This window comes from Stenotrophomonas sp. 22DLJC03 (assembly GCF_056861405.1).
This window is the reverse complement of sequence record NZ_JBSPUG010000003.1, coordinates 581503-603545: the sequence shown is the minus strand read 5'-3', so window position 1 is coordinate 603545 and position 22043 is coordinate 581503. Positions and strand designations below refer to the sequence as shown.

General features: G+C 66.9%; 18 protein-coding genes. 7 read left to right on the top strand and 11 right to left on the bottom strand.

Features of this window, described 5'->3' with window-relative positions:
• Nucleotides 1-95 precede the first annotated feature (95 nt).
• Together aceF and AC13GA_RS13475 are read right to left on the bottom strand one after the other, a co-directional pair.
• A complete protein-coding gene (aceF, locus tag AC13GA_RS13480) occupies nt 96-1808 on the bottom strand; it encodes a dihydrolipoyllysine-residue acetyltransferase (protein ID WP_482998350.1) in 1713 nt (570 codons plus the stop codon).
• Nucleotides 1809-1975: 167 nt separating this feature from the next.
• Entirely contained in the window at nt 1976-2491 is a 516-nt protein-coding gene (locus AC13GA_RS13475; protein ID WP_136639052.1) for a DNA-deoxyinosine glycosylase, read from the bottom strand.
• Between the two features lie 186 nt (nt 2492-2677).
• Here AC13GA_RS13475 and AC13GA_RS13470 point away from each other — a divergent pair, with 186 nt between their 5' ends.
• From AC13GA_RS13470 to glpK, 3 genes are all read left to right on the top strand, one after another.
• Entirely contained in the window at nt 2678-3313 is a 636-nt protein-coding gene (locus tag AC13GA_RS13470) for an OmpW/AlkL family protein (RefSeq protein ID WP_428709890.1), read from the top strand.
• A 128-nt stretch (nt 3314-3441) separates the two neighbouring features.
• Nucleotides 3442-4923, top strand: coding sequence for a glycerol-3-phosphate dehydrogenase (gene glpD / locus AC13GA_RS13465; protein ID WP_482998349.1), 1482 nt, complete (start codon nt 3442-3444; stop codon nt 4921-4923).
• Nucleotides 4924-5002: 79 nt separating this feature from the next.
• Complete coding sequence (glpK, locus tag AC13GA_RS13460; RefSeq protein WP_046987546.1) at nt 5003-6502, top strand: glycerol kinase GlpK; 1500 nt, start codon at nt 5003-5005, stop codon at nt 6500-6502.
• Between the two features lie 106 nt (nt 6503-6608).
• Here the strand turns inward: glpK and AC13GA_RS13455 are convergent, their stop codons facing one another.
• Nucleotides 6609-7403, bottom strand: coding sequence for a MetQ/NlpA family ABC transporter substrate-binding protein (locus tag AC13GA_RS13455; RefSeq protein ID WP_046987545.1), 795 nt, complete (start codon nt 7401-7403; stop codon nt 6609-6611).
• A gap of 26 nt (nt 7404-7429) precedes the next feature.
• Nucleotides 7430-8401, bottom strand: coding sequence for a helix-turn-helix transcriptional regulator (locus AC13GA_RS13450; protein WP_482998348.1), 972 nt, complete (start codon nt 8399-8401; stop codon nt 7430-7432).
• An 81-nt stretch (nt 8402-8482) separates the two neighbouring features.
• On the opposite strand from AC13GA_RS13450, the gene AC13GA_RS13445 reads away from it, so the two are divergent.
• Together AC13GA_RS13445 and AC13GA_RS13440 are read left to right on the top strand one after the other, a co-directional pair.
• Nucleotides 8483-9085, top strand: coding sequence for a LolA family protein (locus AC13GA_RS13445; protein ID WP_046987543.1), 603 nt, complete (start codon nt 8483-8485; stop codon nt 9083-9085).
• A gap of 107 nt (nt 9086-9192) precedes the next feature.
• Entirely contained in the window at nt 9193-9969 is a 777-nt protein-coding gene (locus tag AC13GA_RS13440; protein ID WP_046987542.1) for a DUF481 domain-containing protein, read from the top strand.
• A gap of 115 nt (nt 9970-10084) precedes the next feature.
• Here AC13GA_RS13440 and hemC read toward each other — a convergent pair whose 3' ends face one another.
• The 5 genes from hemC to mdoH all read right to left on the bottom strand — a co-directional run bounded on the left by hemC (nt 10085) and on the right by mdoH (nt 15986).
• Entirely contained in the window at nt 10085-10996 is a 912-nt protein-coding gene (hemC, locus tag AC13GA_RS13435) for a hydroxymethylbilane synthase (RefSeq protein WP_136639056.1), read from the bottom strand.
• 565 nt (nt 10997-11561) lie between these two features.
• The gene (locus AC13GA_RS13430) at nt 11562-12293 is read right to left on the bottom strand and encodes a LytR/AlgR family response regulator transcription factor (RefSeq protein ID WP_046984806.1); all 732 of its coding nucleotides are present in this window, start codon (nt 12291-12293) and stop codon (nt 11562-11564) included.
• Nucleotides 12294-12303: 10 nt separating this feature from the next.
• Nucleotides 12304-13347 carry a sensor histidine kinase gene (locus tag AC13GA_RS13425; RefSeq protein ID WP_482998347.1) on the bottom strand — a complete coding sequence of 348 codons (1044 nt, stop codon included), beginning with the start codon at nt 13345-13347 and terminating at the stop codon, nt 12304-12306.
• 3 nt (nt 13348-13350) lie between these two features.
• Entirely contained in the window at nt 13351-14010 is a 660-nt protein-coding gene (locus AC13GA_RS13420) for an alpha/beta hydrolase (protein WP_482998346.1), read from the bottom strand.
• Between the two features lie 50 nt (nt 14011-14060).
• On the bottom strand, nt 14061-15986 hold the full coding sequence (gene mdoH / locus AC13GA_RS13415) for a glucans biosynthesis glucosyltransferase MdoH (protein WP_046984804.1): 1926 nt from the start codon (nt 15984-15986) through the stop codon (nt 14061-14063).
• A gap of 492 nt (nt 15987-16478) precedes the next feature.
• Between mdoH and AC13GA_RS13410 the strand changes: the two genes are divergently transcribed.
• Nucleotides 16479-18524 (top strand): TonB-dependent receptor domain-containing protein, encoded by a 2046-nt coding sequence (locus AC13GA_RS13410; protein ID WP_482998345.1) that lies wholly within the window; start codon nt 16479-16481, stop codon nt 18522-18524.
• Nucleotides 18525-18584: 60 nt separating this feature from the next.
• Here the strand turns inward: AC13GA_RS13410 and AC13GA_RS13405 are convergent, their stop codons facing one another.
• Nucleotides 18585-18755, bottom strand: a complete 171-nt coding sequence (locus AC13GA_RS13405) for a hypothetical protein (protein ID WP_169050326.1) — start codon at nt 18753-18755, stop codon at nt 18585-18587.
• 217 nt (nt 18756-18972) lie between these two features.
• Here AC13GA_RS13405 and AC13GA_RS13400 point away from each other — a divergent pair, with 217 nt between their 5' ends.
• A complete protein-coding gene (locus AC13GA_RS13400) occupies nt 18973-19359 on the top strand; it encodes a DUF2628 domain-containing protein (protein WP_046984802.1) in 387 nt (128 codons plus the stop codon).
• 96 nt (nt 19360-19455) lie between these two features.
• On the opposite strand, the gene AC13GA_RS13395 is transcribed toward AC13GA_RS13400, so the two are convergent.
• Complete coding sequence (locus AC13GA_RS13395) at nt 19456-21987, bottom strand: methyl-accepting chemotaxis protein (protein WP_482998344.1); 2532 nt, start codon at nt 21985-21987, stop codon at nt 19456-19458.
• Nucleotides 21988-22043: the final 56 nt, after the last annotated feature.

The window sequence follows — 22043 nt, the reverse complement described above, 5'->3', positions numbered from 1 at the left end:
CGGGCCCGCCCGGCGTGGCCGGCGGGCTGTCACTGCGTTTCGACAGGCGGCCGCGCCAGGGGCAGCGGCCGCACGATGGGGGCGAAGCGGATGCCTTACAGCAGCACGCGGCGCATGTCGGCCAGTACCTGCGACAGGTACGTGGTGAAGCGTGCGGCCAGGGCGCCATCGATGACGCGGTGGTCGTAGCTCAGCGACAGCGGCAGCATCAGCTTCGGTGCGAACTCCTTGCCATTCCAGACCGGCTGGATGGACGACTTGGAGACGCCGAGGATGGCCACTTCCGGTGCATTGACGATCGGGGTGAACGCGGTGCCGCCGATGCCGCCCAGCGAGCTGATCGAGAAGCAGCCGCCGCTCATGTCGGCCGGGCCCAGCTTGCCGTCGCGCGCCTTCTTGGCCAGTTCGCCGGTTTCCTGCGCGATCTGCACCACGCCCTTCTTGTCCACGTCGCGGATGACCGGCACGACCAGACCGTTCGGGGTGTCGGCGGCAAAGCCGATGTTGAAGTACTTCTTCAGGGTCAGGTTCTCGCCGCTTGCATCGAGCGAGGCGTTGAACTCCGGGAATTTCTTCAGCGCCGCGGCACTGGCCCTGATCAGGAAGGCGAGCATGGTCAGCTTGATGCCGGCCTTCTCGTTTTCCTTGTTCAGCGCCACGCGCAGGCCTTCCAGGTCGGTGATGTCGGCCTGTTCGAACTGGGTGACGTGCGGAATCATGGCCCAGTTGCGGGCCAGGTTCGCGCCGGAAATCTTCTTGATGCGCGACAACGGCTGCACTTCAACGTCGCCGAACTTGCTGAAGTCGACCTTCGGCCACGGCAGCAGGTTCAGGCCGCCACCGGCGGCAACGGCACCACCGGCAGCCGCCGGTACGCCGCCGCTGAGCGCGGCCTTGACGAACTTCTGCACGTCACCCTTGGTGATGCGGCCACCCTTCTCGGTACCATTGATCTGCAGCAGGTCCACGCCCAGCTCGCGGGCGAACACGCGCACGGCCGGAGTGGCATACGGCACCTTGGCCGGCAGCACGCCATCGGCGTTGAACTGCACCGGCGGGCTGGATGGTGTACCCGCCGAGGCGATCTCGCGAGCAGCCAGCTTGTCCGGCTGAGCCGGCACGGCGACCGGCTCCACCTTGGTGGCGGTCTCTGCGGCAACCGGAGCAGTGGCAGCCGCTGCTTTGCTCGGTGCCGGCGCAGCAGCGCCCTCGGCCTCGATGATGGCGACCACATTGCCCTGCGACAGATTGTCGCCAACCTTGACCTTCAGCTCCTTGACCACGCCAGCCACCGAAGACGGCACTTCCATGGTGGCCTTGTCGCTTTCCAGCGTGACCAGGCCCTGGTCCTTCTTGACCGTGTCGCCGACGGCGACCAGCACTTCGATGACCGGAATTCCGGAGTAGTCGCCGATATCCGGCACCAGCGCTTCAACCGCACCACCGCTGGCGGCCGGGGCAGCCGGCGCAGCAGCGGCGGGGGCCGGTGCGCTCTGGGTGGCGGCAGCCGGAGCCGCTGCCTTGGCCGGTGCCGGGGCGGCAGCTGCCGGCTTGGCAGCCTCGCCTTCAGCCACTTCGATCAGCGCCACGACCTTGCCCTCGGACAGGGTGTCACCGACCTTGACCTTGATCTCCTTGACCACGCCGGCGACGGCCGACGGCACTTCCATGGTGGCCTTGTCGCTTTCCAGCGTCACCAGGCCCTGGTCCTTCTTGACCGTGTCGCCGACGGCGACAAGCACCTCGATTACCGGGATATCGCTGTAGTCACCGATATCGGGGACAAGTGCTTCCTTGATTTCGGCCATGGGGATAACTCCGGCAATCTGGTGTAGGGAAACGTCTATTGTGCGGCCAGCGGGGGCCAGCGCCAACCGTTACAGGTGTTTTCAGTACGCACGCAGCCGGGACACGCTGTTGCCCATGGGCTGCGGCTGCATCCAGTCGGTAGCGTATTGTCCGGACGATGTCCGCTTCATGTCGCCAGTGCGTCGGCCACCGGCTGCCAGGCCAGGCGCAGGCGCGGCAACGACCACGCGGCATTGGCCGGGCTGGTGGATGGCAGCGCCAGCAGCGTCGGAGGGGCCTCCAGACGGGGCAACACCCAGCGCTGGAACGCCTGCAGCGACGCACCGCCGTTGCAACCGATCAGCTCCAGCTCAGGAAGCGAAGCGATCAGTGCCGGCAGCGCATTGGGCACTTCCGTGCCACGCACGATGTCGGCATCCAAGCTGCCGCGCCGCTCGCACTGGCCAATCACATCCCACAGGCCGACCTTTGCCGCCATCAGTGCCTGCAGCCGTTGTTGGTAGGCCAGTCCTGCGTCGAAGCCGCAGATATCGGCCAGCAACGGCCAGAAACGATTGCGCGGATGGGCGTAGTAGCGCTGCTCCTGCAATGACGCAACGCCGGGCATCGAGCCCAGCAGCAGCACCCTGCAATCCACGTTCACCTGCGCTTGCAGGCCGATGCACAACGTTGCTTCGCTCACATCTTCTCCAACTGCATGAATGCCACCGATGGCCGAAAAGCCCATGAAAACAGGCTTTCCGCTCCAGTCGCTGAACAAGGAAAACTATTTTTTAACGCGCGTCGGATTCGATTCATGTTGGGGCGACTACGGTGTGCTCGCCCCGCAACCGGGGGCCCAAAACAAGAAACATTAGGAGATACCCCCATGCGCTCCATCCGTATCCTGAGTCTCGCCCTGCTGACCTCCGCCGCGTTCGCGCCGGCCGCTTTCGCCCAGGACAGCAGCACCACCGATACCGCTTCGGGCAAGCATTTTGCCGTTGTTGGCGGCATCTCGCTGCTGGAACCGAAGAACGACCCGATCACCGGCGTGAAGAAGACCGATGGCGGCCCGGCGCCGACCGTCAGCTTCAGCTACTACATCAACGACAACTGGGCCGTTGAACTGTGGGGCGCTGCCGACAAGTTCGACAACAAGTTCAAGGGTCCGGACAACGCCCGCCTGGGCTCGGTCGAGCAGCAGCCGATCGCGCTGAGCGGCCAGTACCACTTCGGCCAGGCTGACAACGTGTTCCGTCCGTTCGTGGGCGTGGGCTACTACCAGTCGAGCTTCAGCAACGAGAAGCTGGGCAACGGCGCTGACAGCGACATCCGCTTCAAGGATGCCAAGGGCGTGATCGGCACCGTCGGTGTGGACATGAACATCAACTCCACCTGGTTCGCCCGTGCCGACGCCCGCTACATGCGCTCGCGCCCGGACGTGAAGGTTGGCGGCGAGAAGATCGGCGAAGCCAAGATGGATCCGTGGACCGTCGGCTTCGGCATCGGCGCCCGCTTCTGATCCAGGCTGTACCTGCTTCACTGATGTAACGCGACGGGCCCTTCGGGGCCCGTCGTCGTTTCCGTCACCCGCGTTCTGTAGAGTCGACTGACAGTCGGCTCTACACACAAACAGGATGCGGAGGCGCAATGCATGAAGTCGACCTGCTGGTGATCGGTGGCGGCATCAACGGTGCCGGCATCGCCCGTGATGCCAGCGGTCGTGGCCTGCGCGTGCTGCTGTGCGAGCAGCATGACCTTGCTGCGCATACCTCCAGCGCCAGCAGCAAGCTGATCCACGGTGGCCTGCGCTACCTGGAGCAGCGCGAGTTCGGCCTGGTACGCAAGGCATTGGGCGAACGCGAGGTCGTTCGCCGCCAGGCCCCTTACCTGGTCCGGCCGCTGCGTTTCGTGCTGCCCTGGGAACCTCACCTGCGCCCACGCTGGCTGCTGCGCACGGGCTTGTGGCTCTACGACCACCTGGGGCCGCGCAGCCCCGCCTTCCCTGCATCGGGTGCACTGGATCTGCACCAGGACCCGCTGGGTGCACAGCTCTCGCCATCGCTGCGACAGGCGTTCAGCTATGCCGATGCACAGGTCGATGATGCGCGTCTGGTCATCCTCAACGCGCGGGATGCCGCGCAACGTGGTGCACAGGTACGGGTCCACAGCCGCTGCGTCGACCTGCGCGCCGAACAGGGCCGCTGGCACGTGACGCTGGAAACAGCCGACGGCCAGCAGCAGGCGGTGATCGCCCGTGCCGTGGTCAATGCCGCCGGTCCGTGGGCAGGCGGCCTGTTGGATCGGATGCAGCCGCGCAGCGCCGGCCCTGCCCTGCGCCTGGTGCAGGGCAGCCACATCGTGCTGCGCCGCGCCTGGCCTGACGACAGTGCCTGCCTGCTGCAGCAACCCGATGGCCGCGTAGTGTTCCTGCTGCCGTTCGCCCACGACCACCTGCTGGTTGGCACCACCGACACCGACTACCGCGGCGACCCGGCACGCTGCAGCGTGCTGCCTTCGGAGGTCGCCTACCTGTGCGAGGCCGCCAACCGCTATCTGCGCGAACCGATCAGCGCGGCAGATGTGGTCTGGCAGTTCGCCGGGGTGCGTCCGCTGCTGGCCGACCCCGACCCGCGCGCGGCAAAGCTGAGCCGCGACTACCGCCTGCAGCTGCAGGTTGATCCGGCACCGGCGCTGCACGTGCTGGGCGGGAAACTGACAACCTATCGGGTGCTGGCCGAGGAAGCGCTGGAGCTGCTGCGCCCCGCCCTGTCGCAGATGGGAGCGGCATGGACGGCAACGGGAGAACCACTGCCGGGCAGTGACTGGGGCGACGCCGCTCAGGCGTGCTCACGCTTGCTGGCTTTGGCGCCGTGGTTGCCAGCGGACATCGCGCGGCGCTGGGCCGAAGCCTACGGCAGCCGCAGCCTGGCGTTGCTGGAAGGCGCACAGAGCATGGCCGATCTGGGCGATGCATTCGGCGCTGGACTGCATGCGCGCGAGGTAGCGTTCCTGTGCGAGCACGAGTGGGCGCGCAGTGCCGAGGACGTGCTGTGGCGGCGGAGCAAGCTGGGCCTGCGGCTGGATACTGCGCAGGTGGCACGGCTGCAGGAATGGATCGATAGACGGTAGAGTCGAGCTTGCTCGACTGACATGAAAAGCAGTCGAGCAAGCTCGACTCTACCAACACCGTCGCTACCGGAGACGCTGCATGACGCCCCGCTACGTGCTGGCCATCGACCAGGGCACCACCAGTTCGCGCGCGATCCTGTTCGACCATGCCGGCGACATCGTCGGCAGCGCGCAACGCGAGTTCGCGCAGATTTTCCCGCAGCCGGGCTGGGTCGAGCATGACCCCCGCGAGATCCTCACCAGTGTCTATGCCACGCTGACCGAACTGCTCAGCCGCGGGCAGATCGACCCGCGCCACATCGCCGCACTGGGCATCACCAACCAGCGCGAAACCACCGTGGTCTGGGACCGCTCGACCGGCCAGCCGATCCACAATGCCATCGTCTGGCAGTCGCGGCAGAGCCACGCCATCTGCGAACGGTTGAAGTCCGAAGGCCATGAAGCGCTGGTTCGCGAGCGTACCGGCCTGTTGATCGATGCCTATTTCTCGGCCACCAAGATCCGTTGGATCCTCGACCATGTGGAGGGCGCGCAGCAACGCGCCGAACGCGGCGAGCTGCTGTTCGGCACCATCGACAGCTGGCTGGTGTGGAACCTGAGCGGTGGCCAGGCGCACGTGACCGACTACAGCAATGCCGCGCGCACCCTGCTGTTCAACATCCACACGCTGGACTGGGACGACGACCTGCTGGCACTGCTGGACATCCCTCGCGCGATGCTGCCGCAGGTACGCGACTCCAGTTCGGTGTACGCGCACACCCGGCCGCAGTTCTTCTTCGACCATCCGATTCCGATCGCCGGCATCGCCGGTGACCAGCAGGCAGCGCTGTTCGGCCAGGCCTGTTTCCAGCCGGGCATGGTCAAGAATACCTATGGCACCGGCTGCTTCATGCTGATGCATACCGGCGCGCAGGCGGTGCGCTCGCGCAATGGCCTGCTGACCACCATCGCCTGGGGCCTGGACGGGCGCGTGGAGTACGCGTTGGAGGGGTCGATCTTCGTCGCCGGTTCCGTGGTGCAGTGGTTGCGCGATGGACTGCGCATGATCGAGCGCGCCAGCGACAGCCAGGCGCTGGCCGCGCAGGTTCCCGATAGTGGTGGCGTGTACCTGGTGCCGGCTTTCGTCGGCCTAGGCGCGCCCTACTGGCGCAGTGACGTACGCGGGGCGATGTTCGGCCTGACCCGTGGCACCCGCAAGGCCCACTTCGTGCGCGCGGCACTGGAGGCCATGGCCTACCAGACCCGCGACGTGCTTGATGCGATGCAGTCCGATGCCGGCATCGCGCTGACCGAACTGCGCGCCGACGGCGGTGCGATCGGCAATGACTTCCTGGCCGGATTCCAGGCCGACATCCTCGGCGTACCGCTGCTGCGGCCTCGGCTGACCGAAACCACCGCACTGGGCGCGGCCTATCTGGCCGGGCTGGCCGTGGGCTTCTGGTCAAGCCGCGAGCAGATCGCCGCGCAGTGGGGCCTGGACCGGCGCTTCGAGCCGCAGATGGAGGTGGCCCGGCGCGAGAAGCTGTATGCGGGGTGGCAACAGGCGGTGGCCGCCACCCTCGCCTTCCACGTCGACTGACGGTCGTGCCGGCCGCTGGCCGGCAACCCCATGATCCTTGGCAGCATTTGCAGATTGCCGGCCAGCGGCCGGCACTACCGCATGGCCAGAACGTCCGTAGCGCCGGTCAGAACGCCGGCAGCACCGCGCCCTTGTACTTGGTCTCGATGAAGGCCTTCACCTGCGGGCTGGTCAGGGCCTTGGCCAGCTTCTGCACGCGGGCATCGTCCTTGTTGTCCGGGCGTGCGACCAGGAAGTTCACGTACGGCGAATCCTTGCTCTCGATCGCCAGTGCATCCCTGGTCGGGTTGAGGCCGGCATCCAGCGCGTAGTTGGTGTTGATCAGGGCCAGATCGACCTGGTCCAGCACGCGCGGCAGCATCGCCGAATCCAGCTCGCGGAACTTCAGCTTCTTCGGGTTGGCAGCAATGTCGCGCTGGGTCGACAGCGCGTTGGTCGGGTCCTTCAGCTCGATCACACCGGCCTTGTGCAGCAGGATCAGCGCGCGGCTGTTGTTGCTCGGGTCGTTCGGGATCACCACGTCGGCGCCTTCGCGCAGCTCGGCCAGCGACTTGATCTTGCGCGAGTACGCGCCGAACGGCTCGATGTGCACGCCGATCACCTTCACCAGATCGCTCTTGCGATCGCGGTTGTAGGCATCCAGGTACGGCTCGGTCTGGAAGTAGTTGGCATCCACCTGCTTCTGCACCAGCTGATCGTTGGGCTGCACGTAGTCATTGAACACGCGCACATCCAGGTCCACGCCTTCCTGCTTGAGGATCGGCTTGACCACTTCCAGGATCTCGGCATGCGGCACGGCCGTGGCGGCCACCACCAGCTTCTGCGAGGGCTCGCCGGACTTGCCGCAGGCGGTCAGGGCCAGCGCAGCGGCGAGCAGGGGCAGCAACAGGGTCTTCTTCATGGGCGAAAGGGTTCTCGGGGGAAGGGTCAGGAGTTGTCGTAGTTGCTCAGGGCAAGCTCAAGCAGCGCCTTGGCCTGCTCGCGCAGCATCACCGGTTCGACGATCTCGGCATCCGAGCCGTAGTGCAGCACGTCCATCAGCAGTTCGCGGGAGACGCTGTACGGTACCTTCAGCTCGTAGCGGCCGTCGGCCAGGAAACGGCCCTGCTGCTTGGAGTGCCAGTGTTCGTCGGCCACCCAGCGCGCGGCCTTGGCGCTGAACAGGATGGTCGCCCAGCCCTTCGGTGCACCGGAGAAGATGCCGTAGCTGGCGCCCAGCTGTTCGTCGAGCTCGCTGTCGGCCACGTCGCGGGCCGTGCTGTCGACCACCCGCGCCTTGTGGATGCGGTCCACGGCGAAACTGCGCAGGGCCTCGCGGTCGTGGTCCCAGGCATCCAGGTACCAGTTGTCGCGGTAATGGGTCAGGCGCTGCGGCGAGACCGTGCGCTTGGTCGGCTCGTCGGTGGAGCGTGCGCGGTACTCGAACGCCAGCTGGCGGCGCTCCAGCACGGCCGAGGCCACGCTGCGGAAGCTGCCCTCGTCGAACTTGCGGCCACGGTGCGGGATCACCCGCACACGGTCCACCGGCCAGCTGGAGACGCCGGCCTGGGCCGCCAGCAGGCTCTCGATGCGCTGTTGCAGCGGTGCCAGCACCGAGGACAGCACGCCGCCGCCGGTCCGTGCCAGCAGGTGCTGCGAGGCCAGCAGGGCGTGCAGCTCCTCCGAGCTCAGCCACAGGCCGGGCAGCTCGAAGCGGTCACTCTCGTCGGCCTGGTAACGGAAGCCGGCCTCGCCGTCGCCCTCGATCGGTGCCATCAGCGCATCGCGCAGGAAGGCCAGGTCGCGGTAGACGGTGGCGCGGGAACAACCGAGCTTGTCCTGCAGGGTCGCCACCGTCACCGGATAGCGCGCGGACTTGAGCAGACGATGCAGGGCGGTGATGCGTTCGTATCGGTCCATACCCCCGATTATGTCCGAGTCGCGGGTCTTGTGTGGGACGTTTGGGCTATCGTGGGCGCCCCCCGCCCCATGGAACACCCGATGCGCCGGTTGCCTGCCCTGCCCCTGCTGGCCTGCCTGCTGCTGGCCGCCTGTGATCGCGCACCGGCTCCGGCCGGCACTGAGGCCGCCGTCCCTGCCGCCGATCCGGCGCAGGCAGTGCTGGCGGCCAGCCAACGCTTCGCCACCCTGCGCAGCTTCCATGCCGAGCTGGAGGTGCTGGGTGCGCCGGAACCTGTGCGCAGCGCCATGGACTTCGTCGCCCCCGATCGATTCCGGCTGCAGACCGCGGCCGGACCGCAGACGATCATCGGCGACACCATGTTCCTGCAGGCCGACGGCGGGGTCCGCCAGGTCCCGACCCCGCCGGGCCTGCTTGAGCAATGGCGCAACCCGCTGCCGGCCGATGCCCTGCCCGCCGACCTGCGGGCCGAAGACCTCGGCAGCCAGTCCCTGGATGGGGTCGAAACCCGCCACTACCGGTTGCGCGGCGCCCAGCCCGGCGAACGCATGGAGTACTGGGTGGACGCGCAGGGCCTGCCTCGGCAGATCGTACGCAGTGGCAGCAGCAACGGCCGCAGCTTCCAGCTGCGCCTGCGCTATTCGCGCTTCAACGACCCGGCATTGCGCGTCGATCTACCCTGAATGGGCTGGCGGCAGGAACGTTTCCTGAAGCGCGTTTTGGATCGATTCGGACCGCCATCACGCTTCCAGTATCATCACCGGCTGTCAACCGCTTCGGAGAAGCCCCGATGTCCCTGCGTGTGTCCCTGCTGATCCCCCTGCTGCTGTGCGCGCCGCTTGCGTATGCGCAGGACGCCTCCGAACTGGCGGCGATGTCTTCGCCGTGGAGCGGCAGCGGCGGCGAGCTCGGCTTCGCCTCGGCACGCGGCAACAGCAGCACCGAGAGCTTCAACGGTCGCCTGCGCCTGCGCTACACCGACGGCGACTGGGTGCACAGCATGGACCTGTTCGGCCTGCGCTCCAGCTCCAAGGTGACCGAGACCAACGACGACGGCACCACCACCCGCCGCAACAACACCACCGCCAACCGCTACACCGGCAGTGCCGGCAGCGCGCTGCAGCTGGGCGAGCATCGCCAGCTGACCGCGACGGTACGTACCGAGCGTGACGACTTCGCCACCTACGACCGCCAGAGCTCGTTCGGCCTGGGTTACGGCACCCGCCTGTGGAACACCGAGCGTTTCTCGTTCGACGCGCAGATCGGCCCCGGTGTGCGCCGCACCCACAGCACCGAAGACGACCGCACCCGCACCGGCATGATTGGTCGTGGCCTGTTCGACCTGAAGTACTCGCTGACCGACAACACCGACCTGGTCAACACCCTCCTGGTCGAATCGGGTTCGTACAACACCTTCGGCCAGAACGACTTCGGCGTCTCGGTCAGCATGAACGAGCACCTGGCGCTGAAGGCCGGCTGGCAGGCGCGTTACAACAGTGACGTGGCCGAGGACAAGCGCAAGACCGATACGCTGACCACGATGAACGTGGTCTACAAATTCAAATAAGAAACGGGCGCCAAAGGCGCCCGTTCTTCTTTCGGTAGTGCCGGCCGCTGGCCGGCAACTGCATTCAATCGGGGCACGAGGTTGCCGGCCAGCGGCCAGCACTACCTGCGATGCCTCAGACGTTCAGCAGTTCGCCGGCACCGGCATCCAGCAGCATCTTCGCCACGCGCTGGCCCAGTGCTTCCGGGTCACTGGCCGGGCCGATCGCCTCGGCGCGCACCGCGCGGCCATCACTGGCACTGCCGACCAGCCCCTGCAGGTGCAGATCCTGCCCCTGCCACTGCGCGATCGCCGCTACCGGCACGTGGCAGCTGCCATGCAGCGCACGGTTCATCGCCCGCTCGGCCTCGACGCAGGCACGGGTAGCCGCGTCATCCAGGCCGGCGAACAGTGCCATCAAGCGCGCATTGCTGCCATCACATTCCACCGCAACCGCGCCCTGTGCCGGTGCCGGCAGCCACTGCGGCGGTTGCAGGCGGGCGACGATGCGCTCGCCCAGCCCCAGCCGCTCCAGCCCGGCCACCGCAAGCACGATGGCGTCGTAGCCGCCGTTGTCGAGCTTGGCCAGGCGGGTGTTGACGTTGCCGCGCAGGTCCAGCAGCTGCAGGTCCGGTCGCAGCGCGCGCAGCTGCGCCTGCCGACGCAGCGACGATGTGCCGACGCGCGCACCGATCGGCAGCGCATCCAGCGAGGCATACAAGTTGGAAACAAAGCCATCGGCCGGATCGTGGCGAGTCAGCATCGCCGGCAGCGCGAACGGCGCATCCAGTTCCATCGGCACATCCTTCAACGAGTGCACCGCGCAGTCGGCCTCGCCACGCAGCATGGCCAGTTCCAGTTCCTTGAGGAACAGGCCCTTGCCACCGATGGCCGCCAGCGAGCGGTCAAGCACCTCATCGCCGCGGGTGCTCATCGGCACCAGTTCCACGTGCAGATCGGGATGTGCCTGGCGCAGGCGGTCGGCGACGTGTTCGCTCTGCCAGAGGGCGAGCGGGCTCTTGCGGGTGGCGATGCGGACGGTTTCCATCCGGTCATTATCGCGCCTATCGGCGGGATACGGCCAACGGCGGAGCCCCTCGTGGCTGGTGTGGTCGTGCAAGCAACAGCTGTGCTTGGCCGGGCGGGGTGGGTGCGCGGGGGACGCCGTAAACCCATCCTTGGGGGCTTGGCCGCGGCATCCATGCCGCGGACACCCCCGCGCACCCACCCCGCCCGGCCTCTGACCGTTTCCGTGTGCGTCAGCCACGGAAGATCAAAAGAAAAAAGAAAGAGCAGAAGCAGAAGCAACAGCCGGCGGCGTCCGGGGTCAGATCCCTTTTCCGCAGGAAAAGGGATCTGACCCCTCTTTCCCCGCCCGATAACAACAATGCCTTTGCCGTCCGACGCTGAAATCTGTCGAAGGCGGAACGGTGTGGGCATGCAGGGGTGTGAGCCGCATGGATGCGGCGACCAAGCCCCCATGGATGGGTTCACGGCGTCCCCTGCATGTCCACACCGTTGCGCCATACGCGCAGCAATACAGAGCCGACCAACCCGCTGTTGCTGTTGCTGTTGATTTCGAAGCAGTCGCGGCCGCAGGCCGCGCGGAACACTCACAGGTGCCGCAACTCCTGCTTCAGCGTCGCCACGCAGCGGCGGCTGACTTCCAGCGGTTGCTTGCCATGCCGCAGCACCGCCTGCACCTGCCCACCCGTGCCACGGCGCAGCTCGACCAGTTCGTGGCGTGCCACCAGGCAGTTGCGATGGATGCGGATGAAGCGGCTGGCGAACTCTTCTTCCAGCGACTTCAACGACTCCTCGATCAGATCCTCGCCGCGCGCGTGGTGCACCACCACGTACTTCTCTTCGGCCTGCAGGTAATGGATGTCATCCAGCGGAATCAAGCGCAGGCTGCCGCGCAGGCGCGCGCACAACATGCTGCGGGCCTGCTGCCCGCGGTGGTCCTGCGGCTGGCCGTCACGGCCGGCCAGGAACGTGCGTGCCCGCGCGATGGCGGCCGCCAAGCGCTCGGCACGTACCGGCTTCATCAGGTAATCAATCGCGGCCGCCTCGAACGCCGACAGCGCATGCGCGTCGTAGGCGGTGCAGAACACCACCGCCGGACGCGGCTCGAAGCTGGCCAGATGGCGGGCGGCTTCCAGGCCATCCAGTCCGGGCATCGCGATATCCAGCAGGACCAGATCAGGTTGTAGTTCCGCGCACGCGTGCAGGGCCTGCTCGCCGTTGCCGGCCTCGGCCACTACATCCACGCCTTCCTGCGCTGCCAGCAAGCTGCGCAGCCGCTCGCGTGCCAGCGGTTCGTCATCGGCGATGACTACCCTCACGATCGTCCCCTCACTGGATCGGCACTGTCACCTGGCAGGCATAGTAGCCCTCGCTCCAGCCGGCCGTCATCCGCGCGGTGCTGCCGAAGCGCCAGGCCAGGCGATGGCCGATGTTGTGCTGGGCATGACCCGCGCCCCGCGCCAGGGCCAGCCCCGGGGCCTGCGGATCGGGCGCCGGATTGCGTACGCGGATCTGCAGCTCATTGCCCTCGCGGACGAGCTGCAGTTCGATGGTGCCGCCCCCGGGCAGGCGCGAGATGCCGTGCAGCACGGCATTCTCCACCAGTGGCTGCAGTACCAGCCTCGGCAATGGCAGGTCCCATGGCAGCGGTTCGTCGCGCTGCCAGAGCACCTGCAGGCGTTCGCCCAGGCGCAGCGATTCGATCGACAGGTAGCGCTCGGCCAGCTCGCATTCGTCGCGCAGGGTGGAATCGCCCTCGCCCGCACCCAAGGCTGCGCGGAACAGATCGGACAGGTCGAGCACCGCGCGCTCGGCCACTGCCGGGTCGCGATGCAGCAGGCTGGCGATCAGGTTCATGCTGTTGAACAGGAAATGCGGGCGGATCCGTGCCTGCAGCGCATCGGCCTGCGCGCGCGCGTTGGCCTGCACCTGTGCGGCCCAGCGATCACTCACATAGAAGTAGCGCAGGGCCAGTGCGGTGATAAGTGCGGTGGTTGCGGCACTGCCGAGGGTGAAGCGCCAGAAGCTGATGCCGCTGGCGAAGTTGTCCCCCAGCACCGCATACAGGGCGTGGACGATGCCGGCGCAGACCACCGCGATCAGCGCCGCCAACGCAATCGCCGCGGCCGCGCCCAGCATCTGCGGCAGCTTCGACAGCGCTTGCCGCAGCAGGCACAGGCTGGCGGTCACCGCCAGCGCCAGCCACAGCGCAAAGCCACTGGCCGACAGCAGTTCGCCAAAGGTCCAGTGGCGGCTGCCGTCGGGCGCCAGGGCCAGCACCACCACGACCAGCTCGGCCAGGCCGAGCATCGCCGCCAGCCGTGGCAGGCGGCACAGTTCCGGCATCCACGGCGGTGTGCTGGCCGGGGGCATGGCTCAGGCGACGCCCAGGCGTTCCTGCAGCCAGTCACCCAGCGCCTGGATCTCTTCAGCGCAGACCTGGTGGGCCATCGGGTAGCTATGCCATTCCACCGCCAGGCCCAGCGACTGCAGTGCCTGCGCGCTGTGCGCGGCCACTGCCTGCGGAATCACCGGATCGGCGCTGCCGTGGGCCATGAACACCGGCACCTGCACTGCACCTTCAATACGCTTGGCCGCCTCGGCTTCGGGCAGGTAGGTGGACAGCGCAATCAGGCCGGCCAGCGGCGCGGTACGCGACAGCGCGGCGGTGAGGATGATGGCACCGCCCTGCGAGAAACCGGCCAGGAAGATCTTTTCCGGCGCGATGCCGCGTTCGATCTCACGGGCTATCATCGCATCCAGCTGCAGTACCGATTCCTGCACGCCGGTCATGTCGGCACGCGAACGGAAGTCCATGCCAACGATGTCGTACCAACCGCGCATCGGCACGCCGTTGTTGATCGTGATCGGCCGCACCGGTGCATGCGGGAACACGAAACGTAGCGCCGGCCAGTGTGGGCGTACCAGTTCCGGCACGATCGGCGCGAAGTCATGGCCATCGGCACCAAGGCCGTGCAGCCAGATCACCGACCACTGCGGCGAAGCGCCGGTTTCCTGTTCCACCGTTTGCAGCATGATGCGGCTCCTTCAAGTTCGAGCCGCATTATGCCGCTGGCACAGGGGAATCAGTACAGCGGCGGTTGCTCGGCCGCTTCCCGGCGCAGCTGGGCGGCGCGCACCAGTACCGGTGGCGGGATGTTCTCCTCGGGGATATCGAGCAGGCCAAGGCGATGCAGGAAGGCGCCCGGGCCCCGCGAGGACGTAAGTGCCACCACCGGAATGGCCAGCACCATGCCGATCACCACCGGTGCCATCCACGCCGCCAGCGACGGCGACACCGCCCACGCCAGCACGCCCATGAAGGCGCCGAACACGCCCAGGCCACCGTAACCGCGGATCAGCGCCATCCAGGAAATGCCGCCGTCGTCGCGCTGCTGGGCGTCCCAGCCCGAATCGCGGCCGGACAGCACTTCGGCCACGCCACGCGACTGCACGTACATCACCACCGGCGCCATCAGTGCGGCCAGCACGGTCTCCACCAGCATCGACACGAATGCGCGGATCGCGCCGCCGCAGCCGCGACGGTCGACCGGGTCCAGCAGCATCGCCAGGTACCCCAGGACCTTGGGCATCAGCAGCACCGCCATGGTCGCAGCGAACAGGCGTACCACCTGTTCCTCGTCCTGGGCGCGCCAGTACACGCTGGGCGACAGGTGCAGCAGGGCGTTGAAGTCGATGCCCTCCTGGAACAACGGGATGGCGATGCCGATCAGCATCAGCATCGCCCACATCGGCGCGGTGAAGTAATGGCCGATGCCGATCAGCATGTGCACGCGGCTGATCCAATGCAGGCCGCGGCTGCCCACCACCTTGCCGTGCTGCAGGTTGCCCTGGCACCAGCGGCGGTCGCGCACCAGCATGTCGGTCAGGGTCGGCGGACCTTCCTCATAGCTGCCGCCCAGGTACGGCACCATGTGCGCGGCCCAGCCACCCCGACGCATCAGCGCCGCTTCGACGAAGTCGTGGCTGAGCACATGGCCCCCGAACGGCTTGCGGCCCGGCAGCGCCGGCAGGCCGGCCTGATCGGCGAAGGCGCGCGTGCGGATGATCGCGTTGTGGCCCCAGTAGTTGCTCTCGGCACCGTGCCACCAGGCCACGCCGCGGGCGATCACCGGACCGTACACGCGGCCACCGAACTGCTGCATGCGGGCAAACAGGGTGCGGCCGCCGATCACCGAGGGCAGGGTCTGGATCAGGCCAACGTCGGCGTTGTGTTCCATGCCGGCAACCAGGCGCACGATGCTGTCACCGGTCATCAGGCTGTCGGCATCCAGGATCAGCATCTGCGGGTAGGCTCCGCCGAAGCGGCGCACCCAGTCGGCGATGTTGCCGGCCTTGCGCGCGCCGTTGTCACCGCGGCGGCGGTAGAACAGCCGTCGTTGGCCGTCGGGCACGCGCTCGCGCAGCTCGGCGAATACTTGCTCCTCGGCCCGTGCAATGTCTTCGCGGCGGGTATCGCTGAGCACGAAGAAGTCGAAACGTTCCAGCTGCCCGGTGGCGGCCACCGATTCGTAGATCGCCTGCAGGCCGGCCAGCAGCCGTCGCGGGTCTTCGTTGTAGGTCGGCATCAGCAGCGCGGTGCGGCTGTGCACGGTCGGCAGCGGTTTGTCCGGGTCGATGCCGAGGCGGTAGCCACGGTCGAACACCGCGGTCAGGAAGCCGGCCACGGCGCTGGCAAAGGACAGTGCGATCCACGCGAACAGCCCCACGAACAGCACCAGCAGGCAGGCCTCGAGCACACTGATGCCATTGGCCGACAGCACCCGCCACATCATCCGGGTGGCGATGGCGGTCATGGCGAAGGTGCCGCCGAAGATGTACAGCCGACGCAGGCCGATCATGCGCGGCGATGTGCGATGCCTGCGGACCTTCAGCTGGCCGTCGCGAAGGGTCTGCTCGGGCATCTGCAGTGGCGATTCAGCAGGCAGCAGCGCCCAGCCGGCGTCAAGCCGGGGCGTATCCGCTTCCGCGTGGATGGTTTGCCCCCCCATCGCCGCCTACTCCGCGCAGTCGGCACGGCCGGCCATCCCGGCCGGGCTGCATGCACGAAGGTTCCCGGCGCGCCTTCCCGGCGCCCGCACTTGTCCTGGCTGTGCCGGCCTTTGGCCGCACAGTCGATGTCTGTCACTACCGGAACCCACACGATCTCCAACGGGGCGGAATCGAAAATGCGGCGCCAGTCTAGGGCGCTGGATGTAAGCCGCGCGCGAAGGTCTACGCCGGGATTTACCCCCATTCAGCAAACAGCAGGCGATCTCCGGGCGGGCCAGGTGGATGTCGCTTCATCGCCCCAGGTACTGGATCGTAACAAACGCGAACGGTTATCATTTCATTAACCAGGCAGGTCACCGTCTTCGTGCGGCCGAGACCCACCCAGCTGCGCCGGTTCGAGCCGCGCGCCCAACGACCCATGGAAGGGGCTGCCTGCTGACTGCTTGCGCCTGTTGCTTCCACCGGGTCTCCCTCCTCCGATGGAAGCCGTCATGTCCCTGTCGTCCCACCTCCGTAGTGCGCGCCTGCCGCGCACCCGCCTGGCCACCGCCCTGTCTGCCGCCTGCCTGCTTGCCCTCCCCGGCCTGGCCGCCGCCGAAGCCAGTGCCGATGCCTCCACCAAGGACCTGGATACCGTGGTGGTCACCGCCTCGGGCAACCAGCAATGGATCAAGGATGCCCCGGCCAGCATCAGCGTGATCAGCCGCGAGGACATCGCGCGCCAGCCGGTGCATGACCTGGCCACCCTGCTCAGCCGCGTTCCGGGCGTGACAGGCGGCCTCAGCGCCGTTGGCGAGCAGTCCAAGATCAAGCTGCGCGGCATGCCGTCCAACTACACGCTGGTGCTGGTGGACGGCAAGCGCATGGGCAGTTCGGCCTCGACCAACTATCGACCCGACCTTGGCCGCCAGGATCTGAACTGGATCTCGCCCGACCAGATCGAGCGCATCGAAGTGGTCCGCGGGCCGATGTCGTCGCTGTACGGCTCCGACGCCATGGGCGGCGTGATCAACATCATCACCCGCCGCATCGGCGACGAATGGAACGGCAGCGCCACCCACAGCTACACCCGCCCCGGTGACGGCAAGCGCGGTGACACCCAGCAGATCGGCGCGACCTTCTCCGGCCCGCTCGGCGAACGTTTCGGCCTGCGCATCGGTGCCAACAGCATGCGCCGCGATTCGGACCAGTCCAACGGCGGCGTCTACGGCAATGCCTATGCCGGCGAGAAGGACCGCAACGTCGACGCACTGCTGCAATGGAAGCTCAGCGATGCGCAGGAACTGTCGCTGGAAGCCGGCCATGGCGTGCAGCAGGCCTTCATCGATGCCTCGCTGGAAAAGCAGGACGAAGGCGCCTGGGGTGCCAGTGAACTCAAGCGCAGTTCGCTGGCGCTCAACCACGATGGAAAGTGGAGCTTCGGCAACTCGAAGATCAGCGCGTACTGGACCGAGTACAAGAATGACATCGGCGCCACCGGCCGCTCCGAGGCTACCGATACGATCATCGAGGGCAGCCTGACCACGCCGTTCACCCTGGGTGTTGAACACCAGTTCGCCGTGGGTGGCCAGTGGAAGCGCCAGGAACTGACCAACACCGACACCATCGGCCGCGCGCCGATCGACTACGCAGGCAACGCGGTCAGTGGCTCCGACCTGCAGGTGGATACCTGGGCGCTGTTCGTCGAGGACGAGCTGAAGCTGCACCGCACGCTGGCCCTGACCCTGGGCGCGCGCCTGGACCACCATGAGAAGTTCGGCGGCCACGTCAGCCCGCGTGCGTACCTGGTCTGGCATCCGGCCGAACAGTGGACGGTCCGCGGTGGCGTCTCCAAGGGCTTCCGTGCGCCCAGCCTGACCGAGAACTCGCCCAGCGCTGCCACCCAGTCCGGCGGCCGTGGCTGCACCTCGCTGATCCCGCTGGGCTATACCCGTGGCGGCTGCTACATGGCCGGCAATCCGGACCTGGATCCGGAAACCAGCACCAACCGCGAGATCGGCATCAGCTTCGACAACGACCTGGTCGATGCCGGCCTGACCTATTTCCATACCGACTTCAGGAACAAGATCGAATACGCACCGCTGGGCAAGTTCAACGGCATCTGGTGGACGCGCATGAGCAACGTGCAGCGCGCGCGTACCAGCGGCATGGAAGGCAACCTGAACGTCCGCTTCGGCGAGCACTGGCGCTGGCGCACCTCGGCGACCTGGATGAAGGAAGCCAAGAACCTGACCACCGGCAGGAACCTGATCGATACCCCGGAGTTCTCGGGCTACTCGTCGCTGGACTGGACGCCCAACACGACGTTCTCCAGCAGCCTGTCGGCGCAGTACACCGGCAAGCAGACCGGCACGGCGACGACCTTCCTCAAGGCCTACACCCTGTATGACCTGACCGCCGCCTGGAACGTCAACGAGGTACTGACCCTGCGTGGTGGCGTCAGCAACCTGGCCGACAAGAAGCTGTACGCGGAAGGCTCCACCGACTACTTCGTGGCCGGGCGCAGTTACTTCCTGAGCATGACCGCGCGCTTCTGACCGGCGACGCGCGCCGCGATCGCGCTGGCGGCTGGCCAGCGCGATCGGCGGTGTTGCGGGTTACTCGCTTTCCAGCGCGGCCGGTGCCGCGTTCTGCGTGGCCGCCGTGCGCGCACGGTCCATTGCCACCGCCAGTTGCTGGCGTGCGAGCAGTTGTTGTGCCTGCACCACTTCAGGTGTCGGCAGGAGCACCGGTCCCGGTGCGTTTTCCGGTGTAGCAGGTGTGGTCATGCAACCTCCATGGACATCCCGCCGCTGCCCGGAATCAGCTGGGGCGGCGGCGGAACTGCGCACCCTATCCTAAAAACAAGGCGGATGGGTGACGGTGCGGCGCCCCGCCGCAGACCTGCACATGCTGGGCGCGTCACATTTTTGACGGTTGAGGGTAGTTTCCTGAACCGGCGGCCTCGTACCATGTAATCGTTTTCCTACAAGGACGTAATCGTCAATGAACGCAGTCGACCTCACCCGCTTCAGCCCGAAGTGGCAGTTCCGCTTCAACTTCTTCCAGCAGCACGGTGCTCCCAAGGAGCCGGGATTCAAACACGCCTGGAAGGCGCTGTCCTTCGGCGACCGCCTGAAGATCAACATCAACTTCTTCGCGTTCTTCTTCGGCTTCATCTACCTGCTCATCCTGGGGATGTGGCGCAAGGCGCTGGTGGTGATCGGCATCGGCATCGTGCTGGGCATCGTCTCCCTGTTCCTGCCGGATGTCGTTGCGCGTCCACTGTTCATTGCCATGAACTTCCTGGTCGCCGCCAGCACCAACTACAGCTACTACCTGGAGCAGGTGAAGGGCAAAGCCAGCTGGAACCCCTTCGAAGGCATGTTCTGAACGATTGCGATTGCCGGACCCGGTACCGGCATGCCAGCAAGCTGAAACAAGGACGCCCGGCTTTTGCCGGGCGTCTTCATTTGTGCCAGCCGCGGCTCAGGCCGCGTAGCGTGCCGCGGCTACCGGCTCGGCCTGCAGCCGGAAGCGCGATACCGCCACCGCCAGCTGCTCGGCCTGTTCTTCCATCGCCCGCGCTGCGGCGCTGGCTTCCTCCACCAGCGCAGCGTTCTGCTGGGTGGTCTCGTCCATCTGCACCACGGTCTGGTTGACCTGCTCGATGCCCGCCGACTGCTCGCGCGACGCCGCCGAGATCTCGGCCATGATCTCGTTGACCCGGCCGACCTGGCCAACGATCTCCTGCATGGTGCGTCCGGCGCCGTGTACCAGCTGCGCTCCGGCACCGACCTGTGCCACCGATGCGTCGATCAGCCCCTTGATCTCCTTGGCAGCACCCGCCGAACGCTGGGCCAGCGCGCGCACTTCACTGGCGACCACGGCGAAGCCACGACCCTGCTCACCGGCGCGTGCTGCTTCCACTGCCGCGTTCAGTGCAAGGATGTTGGTCTGGAAGGCGATGCCATCGATCACCGAAATGATCTCGGCAATGCGCTGCGAGGAGGCCTCGATCTGCTCCATGGTCTGCACCACTTGGCTGACCACCTGGCCACCTTCACTGGCGACACCTGCAGCGGAGCCCGCCAGGGTATTGGCCTGCAGCGCGTGGTCGGCGTTCTGACGCACGGTGGAGGTCAGTTCTTCCATCGAAGCGGCGGTTTCTTCCAGATTCGCGGCCTGCTGCTCGGTGCGGCGTGACAGGTCACTGTTGCCGGCGGCAATCTCACCGGCGGCCAGGCGGATGCTGGCGGCCGACTGCTGGATCTGGCCAACGATCCGGGTCAGCTGCTGCACGGTGCTGTTGGCATCGTCGCGCATCACCGCGAACACCCCATGGAAGTCACCCTGCATGCGCGCGCTCAGATCGCCGGCGGCGATCGCACACAGCAGCGTCGACAGCTCGGCCAGGTTGTGGTCGCTGACCTCCATCATGGTATTGAGGGTTTCGACCATGCGGCGGAAATCGTAGTCGAAGCGCAGGGCGTCGCCGCGCACCGCGAAGTCACCGGCAGCAGCCGCAGCAGCCAGCTGCTGGATCTGATCGTTGATCGCCGCCAGATTGCTCTTGGTGGTGGCCATCGCGGCGCTGAACACTGCCTTCTCGCCCGGCAATGCTTCCATGTCCACGCTGAGGTCACCCACTGCGTAGCGCTGCATCACCTCGACCAGGCGCTGGGTGACCGCATTGCTGGAGGCCACCAGCTGGTTGCTGTCGGCCACCATGCGGCCGTACTCGCCGGGGAATACAGTGGCGTCCATGCGGTAGCTGAGCTCGCCGGCATCGTGGCGACGCGCCATTTCGGACTGCGCGGCCATCACCGACTGCAGCTGGCCGCGCATGCCCTGCATCGCCTCCAGCAGGCGCCCCACTTCGTCATTGCTGCGCGTCGGCAGCGCACTGTCCAGCTTGCCCGCGGCGACATCGCCGGCTACGCGCACCGCTTCGGCCAGCGGGCGGATCGCCAGGCGGCGCAGCAGCACGTAGACACCCGCACTGAGGGTCAAGGCGGCCACCACACCGACCAGCAGGGTCAGCCACAGCAGCTGGCGCGCCTCTGCCACGATCACCGCATGCGGCATCACCACGCCCAGCGCGAAGCGCTGCGGGGCATCGCCCACGCGCAGCGGTACGTACACACGCACGTTGCCGGCCGCATCCGGGGTGAAGGCTTCGAAGCGGCGGTCGGCGGCGATGTCGGCCAGCATGCTGCGGGTCAGTGCATCGCTGCGCGGCTTGCCGATTTCAGCGGGATTGGCCGAAGCCAGCACCACGCCATTGGGCGAGAGCAGCTCGACGCGGCCGGCGCCCATCGGCTTCAGCGTGGCCAGGTGCTTCTGCAGCGCGGCCAGCGAGAAGTCGACGGTAAACACGCCGAGGAACGTACCGTTTTCGACGATCGGCGTACTCAGCGTGCTCATCAGCACCTGCTGGCCGCCGATGTCATAGGCGTAGGGCTCGCTCACCTTCGCCAGCTTGTCGCGGCTGGGTACCATGTACCAGTCGCCGGAGCCGCTGGCGGTCTCGGTGTAGTCGGTCATCGTCGACTGCTGCGGCGTGCCATCGTGCCAGGCCCAGTAGCTCATGTAGCGACCTGTGGCATCGTGCGCCTCGGTGTTGACGAACTCGGCATCCTTGCCATCGAAGGCATCAGCTTCCCACATGGTGCTCTTGCCCAGCCATTCCGGATGGGTACGCAGCTGTTCGCCGAGCACCGCCGCCAGGCTGGCGCGATCGGGCACGTCGCCACGGGCACGCTGGGCCAGCACGCTTTCAACCATGGCATCGTTGCTGGCGAAAGCCGTGCCGAGGTCGGCCGCGACCTGGCGTGCCTCGGCGGTGGCTTCGCTGGCCATGGTCTGGCGCGAGGCATTGACCAGGCTGGCGCTGGCCTGGCGATAGATCAGGAACGCGGTCAGGCCGAAGCACAGCAGCGCGATCACGGCGGTGCCGAGCATCAGCTTGTGGGCGATGCTGCCCGGGCGGCGGGCGGCGACGGAGCGGGAAGAAGGCATGGAAGGATCCGCAAGGCAGTTCAGGACGACCGGCACCGCGAGGGCACCGCGCAGGC

Coding starts and splice junctions, on each gene's coding strand:
- aceF (WP_482998350.1), bottom strand. CDS start 1,808: ATGGCCGAAATCAAGGAAGCACTTGTCCCCGATATCGGTGACTACAGC.
- AC13GA_RS13470 (WP_428709890.1), top strand. CDS start 2,678: ATGCGCTCCATCCGTATCCTGAGTCTCGCCCTGCTGACCTCCGCCGCG.
- glpD (WP_482998349.1), top strand. CDS start 3,442: ATGCATGAAGTCGACCTGCTGGTGATCGGTGGCGGCATCAACGGTGCC.
- glpK (WP_046987546.1), top strand. CDS start 5,003: ATGACGCCCCGCTACGTGCTGGCCATCGACCAGGGCACCACCAGTTCG.
- AC13GA_RS13455 (WP_046987545.1), bottom strand. CDS start 7,403: ATGAAGAAGACCCTGTTGCTGCCCCTGCTCGCCGCTGCGCTGGCCCTG.
- AC13GA_RS13450 (WP_482998348.1), bottom strand. CDS start 8,401: ATGGACCGATACGAACGCATCACCGCCCTGCATCGTCTGCTCAAGTCC.
- AC13GA_RS13445 (WP_046987543.1), top strand. CDS start 8,483: ATGCGCCGGTTGCCTGCCCTGCCCCTGCTGGCCTGCCTGCTGCTGGCC.
- AC13GA_RS13440 (WP_046987542.1), top strand. CDS start 9,193: ATGTCCCTGCGTGTGTCCCTGCTGATCCCCCTGCTGCTGTGCGCGCCG.
- hemC (WP_136639056.1), bottom strand. CDS start 10,996: ATGGAAACCGTCCGCATCGCCACCCGCAAGAGCCCGCTCGCCCTCTGG.
- AC13GA_RS13425 (WP_482998347.1), bottom strand. CDS start 13,347: ATGCCCCCGGCCAGCACACCGCCGTGGATGCCGGAACTGTGCCGCCTG.
- AC13GA_RS13420 (WP_482998346.1), bottom strand. CDS start 14,010: ATGCTGCAAACGGTGGAACAGGAAACCGGCGCTTCGCCGCAGTGGTCG.
- mdoH (WP_046984804.1), bottom strand. CDS start 15,986: ATGGGGGGGCAAACCATCCACGCGGAAGCGGATACGCCCCGGCTTGAC.
- AC13GA_RS13410 (WP_482998345.1), top strand. CDS start 16,479: ATGTCCCTGTCGTCCCACCTCCGTAGTGCGCGCCTGCCGCGCACCCGC.
- AC13GA_RS13405 (WP_169050326.1), bottom strand. CDS start 18,755: ATGACCACACCTGCTACACCGGAAAACGCACCGGGACCGGTGCTCCTG.
- AC13GA_RS13400 (WP_046984802.1), top strand. CDS start 18,973: ATGAACGCAGTCGACCTCACCCGCTTCAGCCCGAAGTGGCAGTTCCGC.
- AC13GA_RS13395 (WP_482998344.1), bottom strand. CDS start 21,987: ATGCCTTCTTCCCGCTCCGTCGCCGCCCGCCGCCCGGGCAGCATCGCC.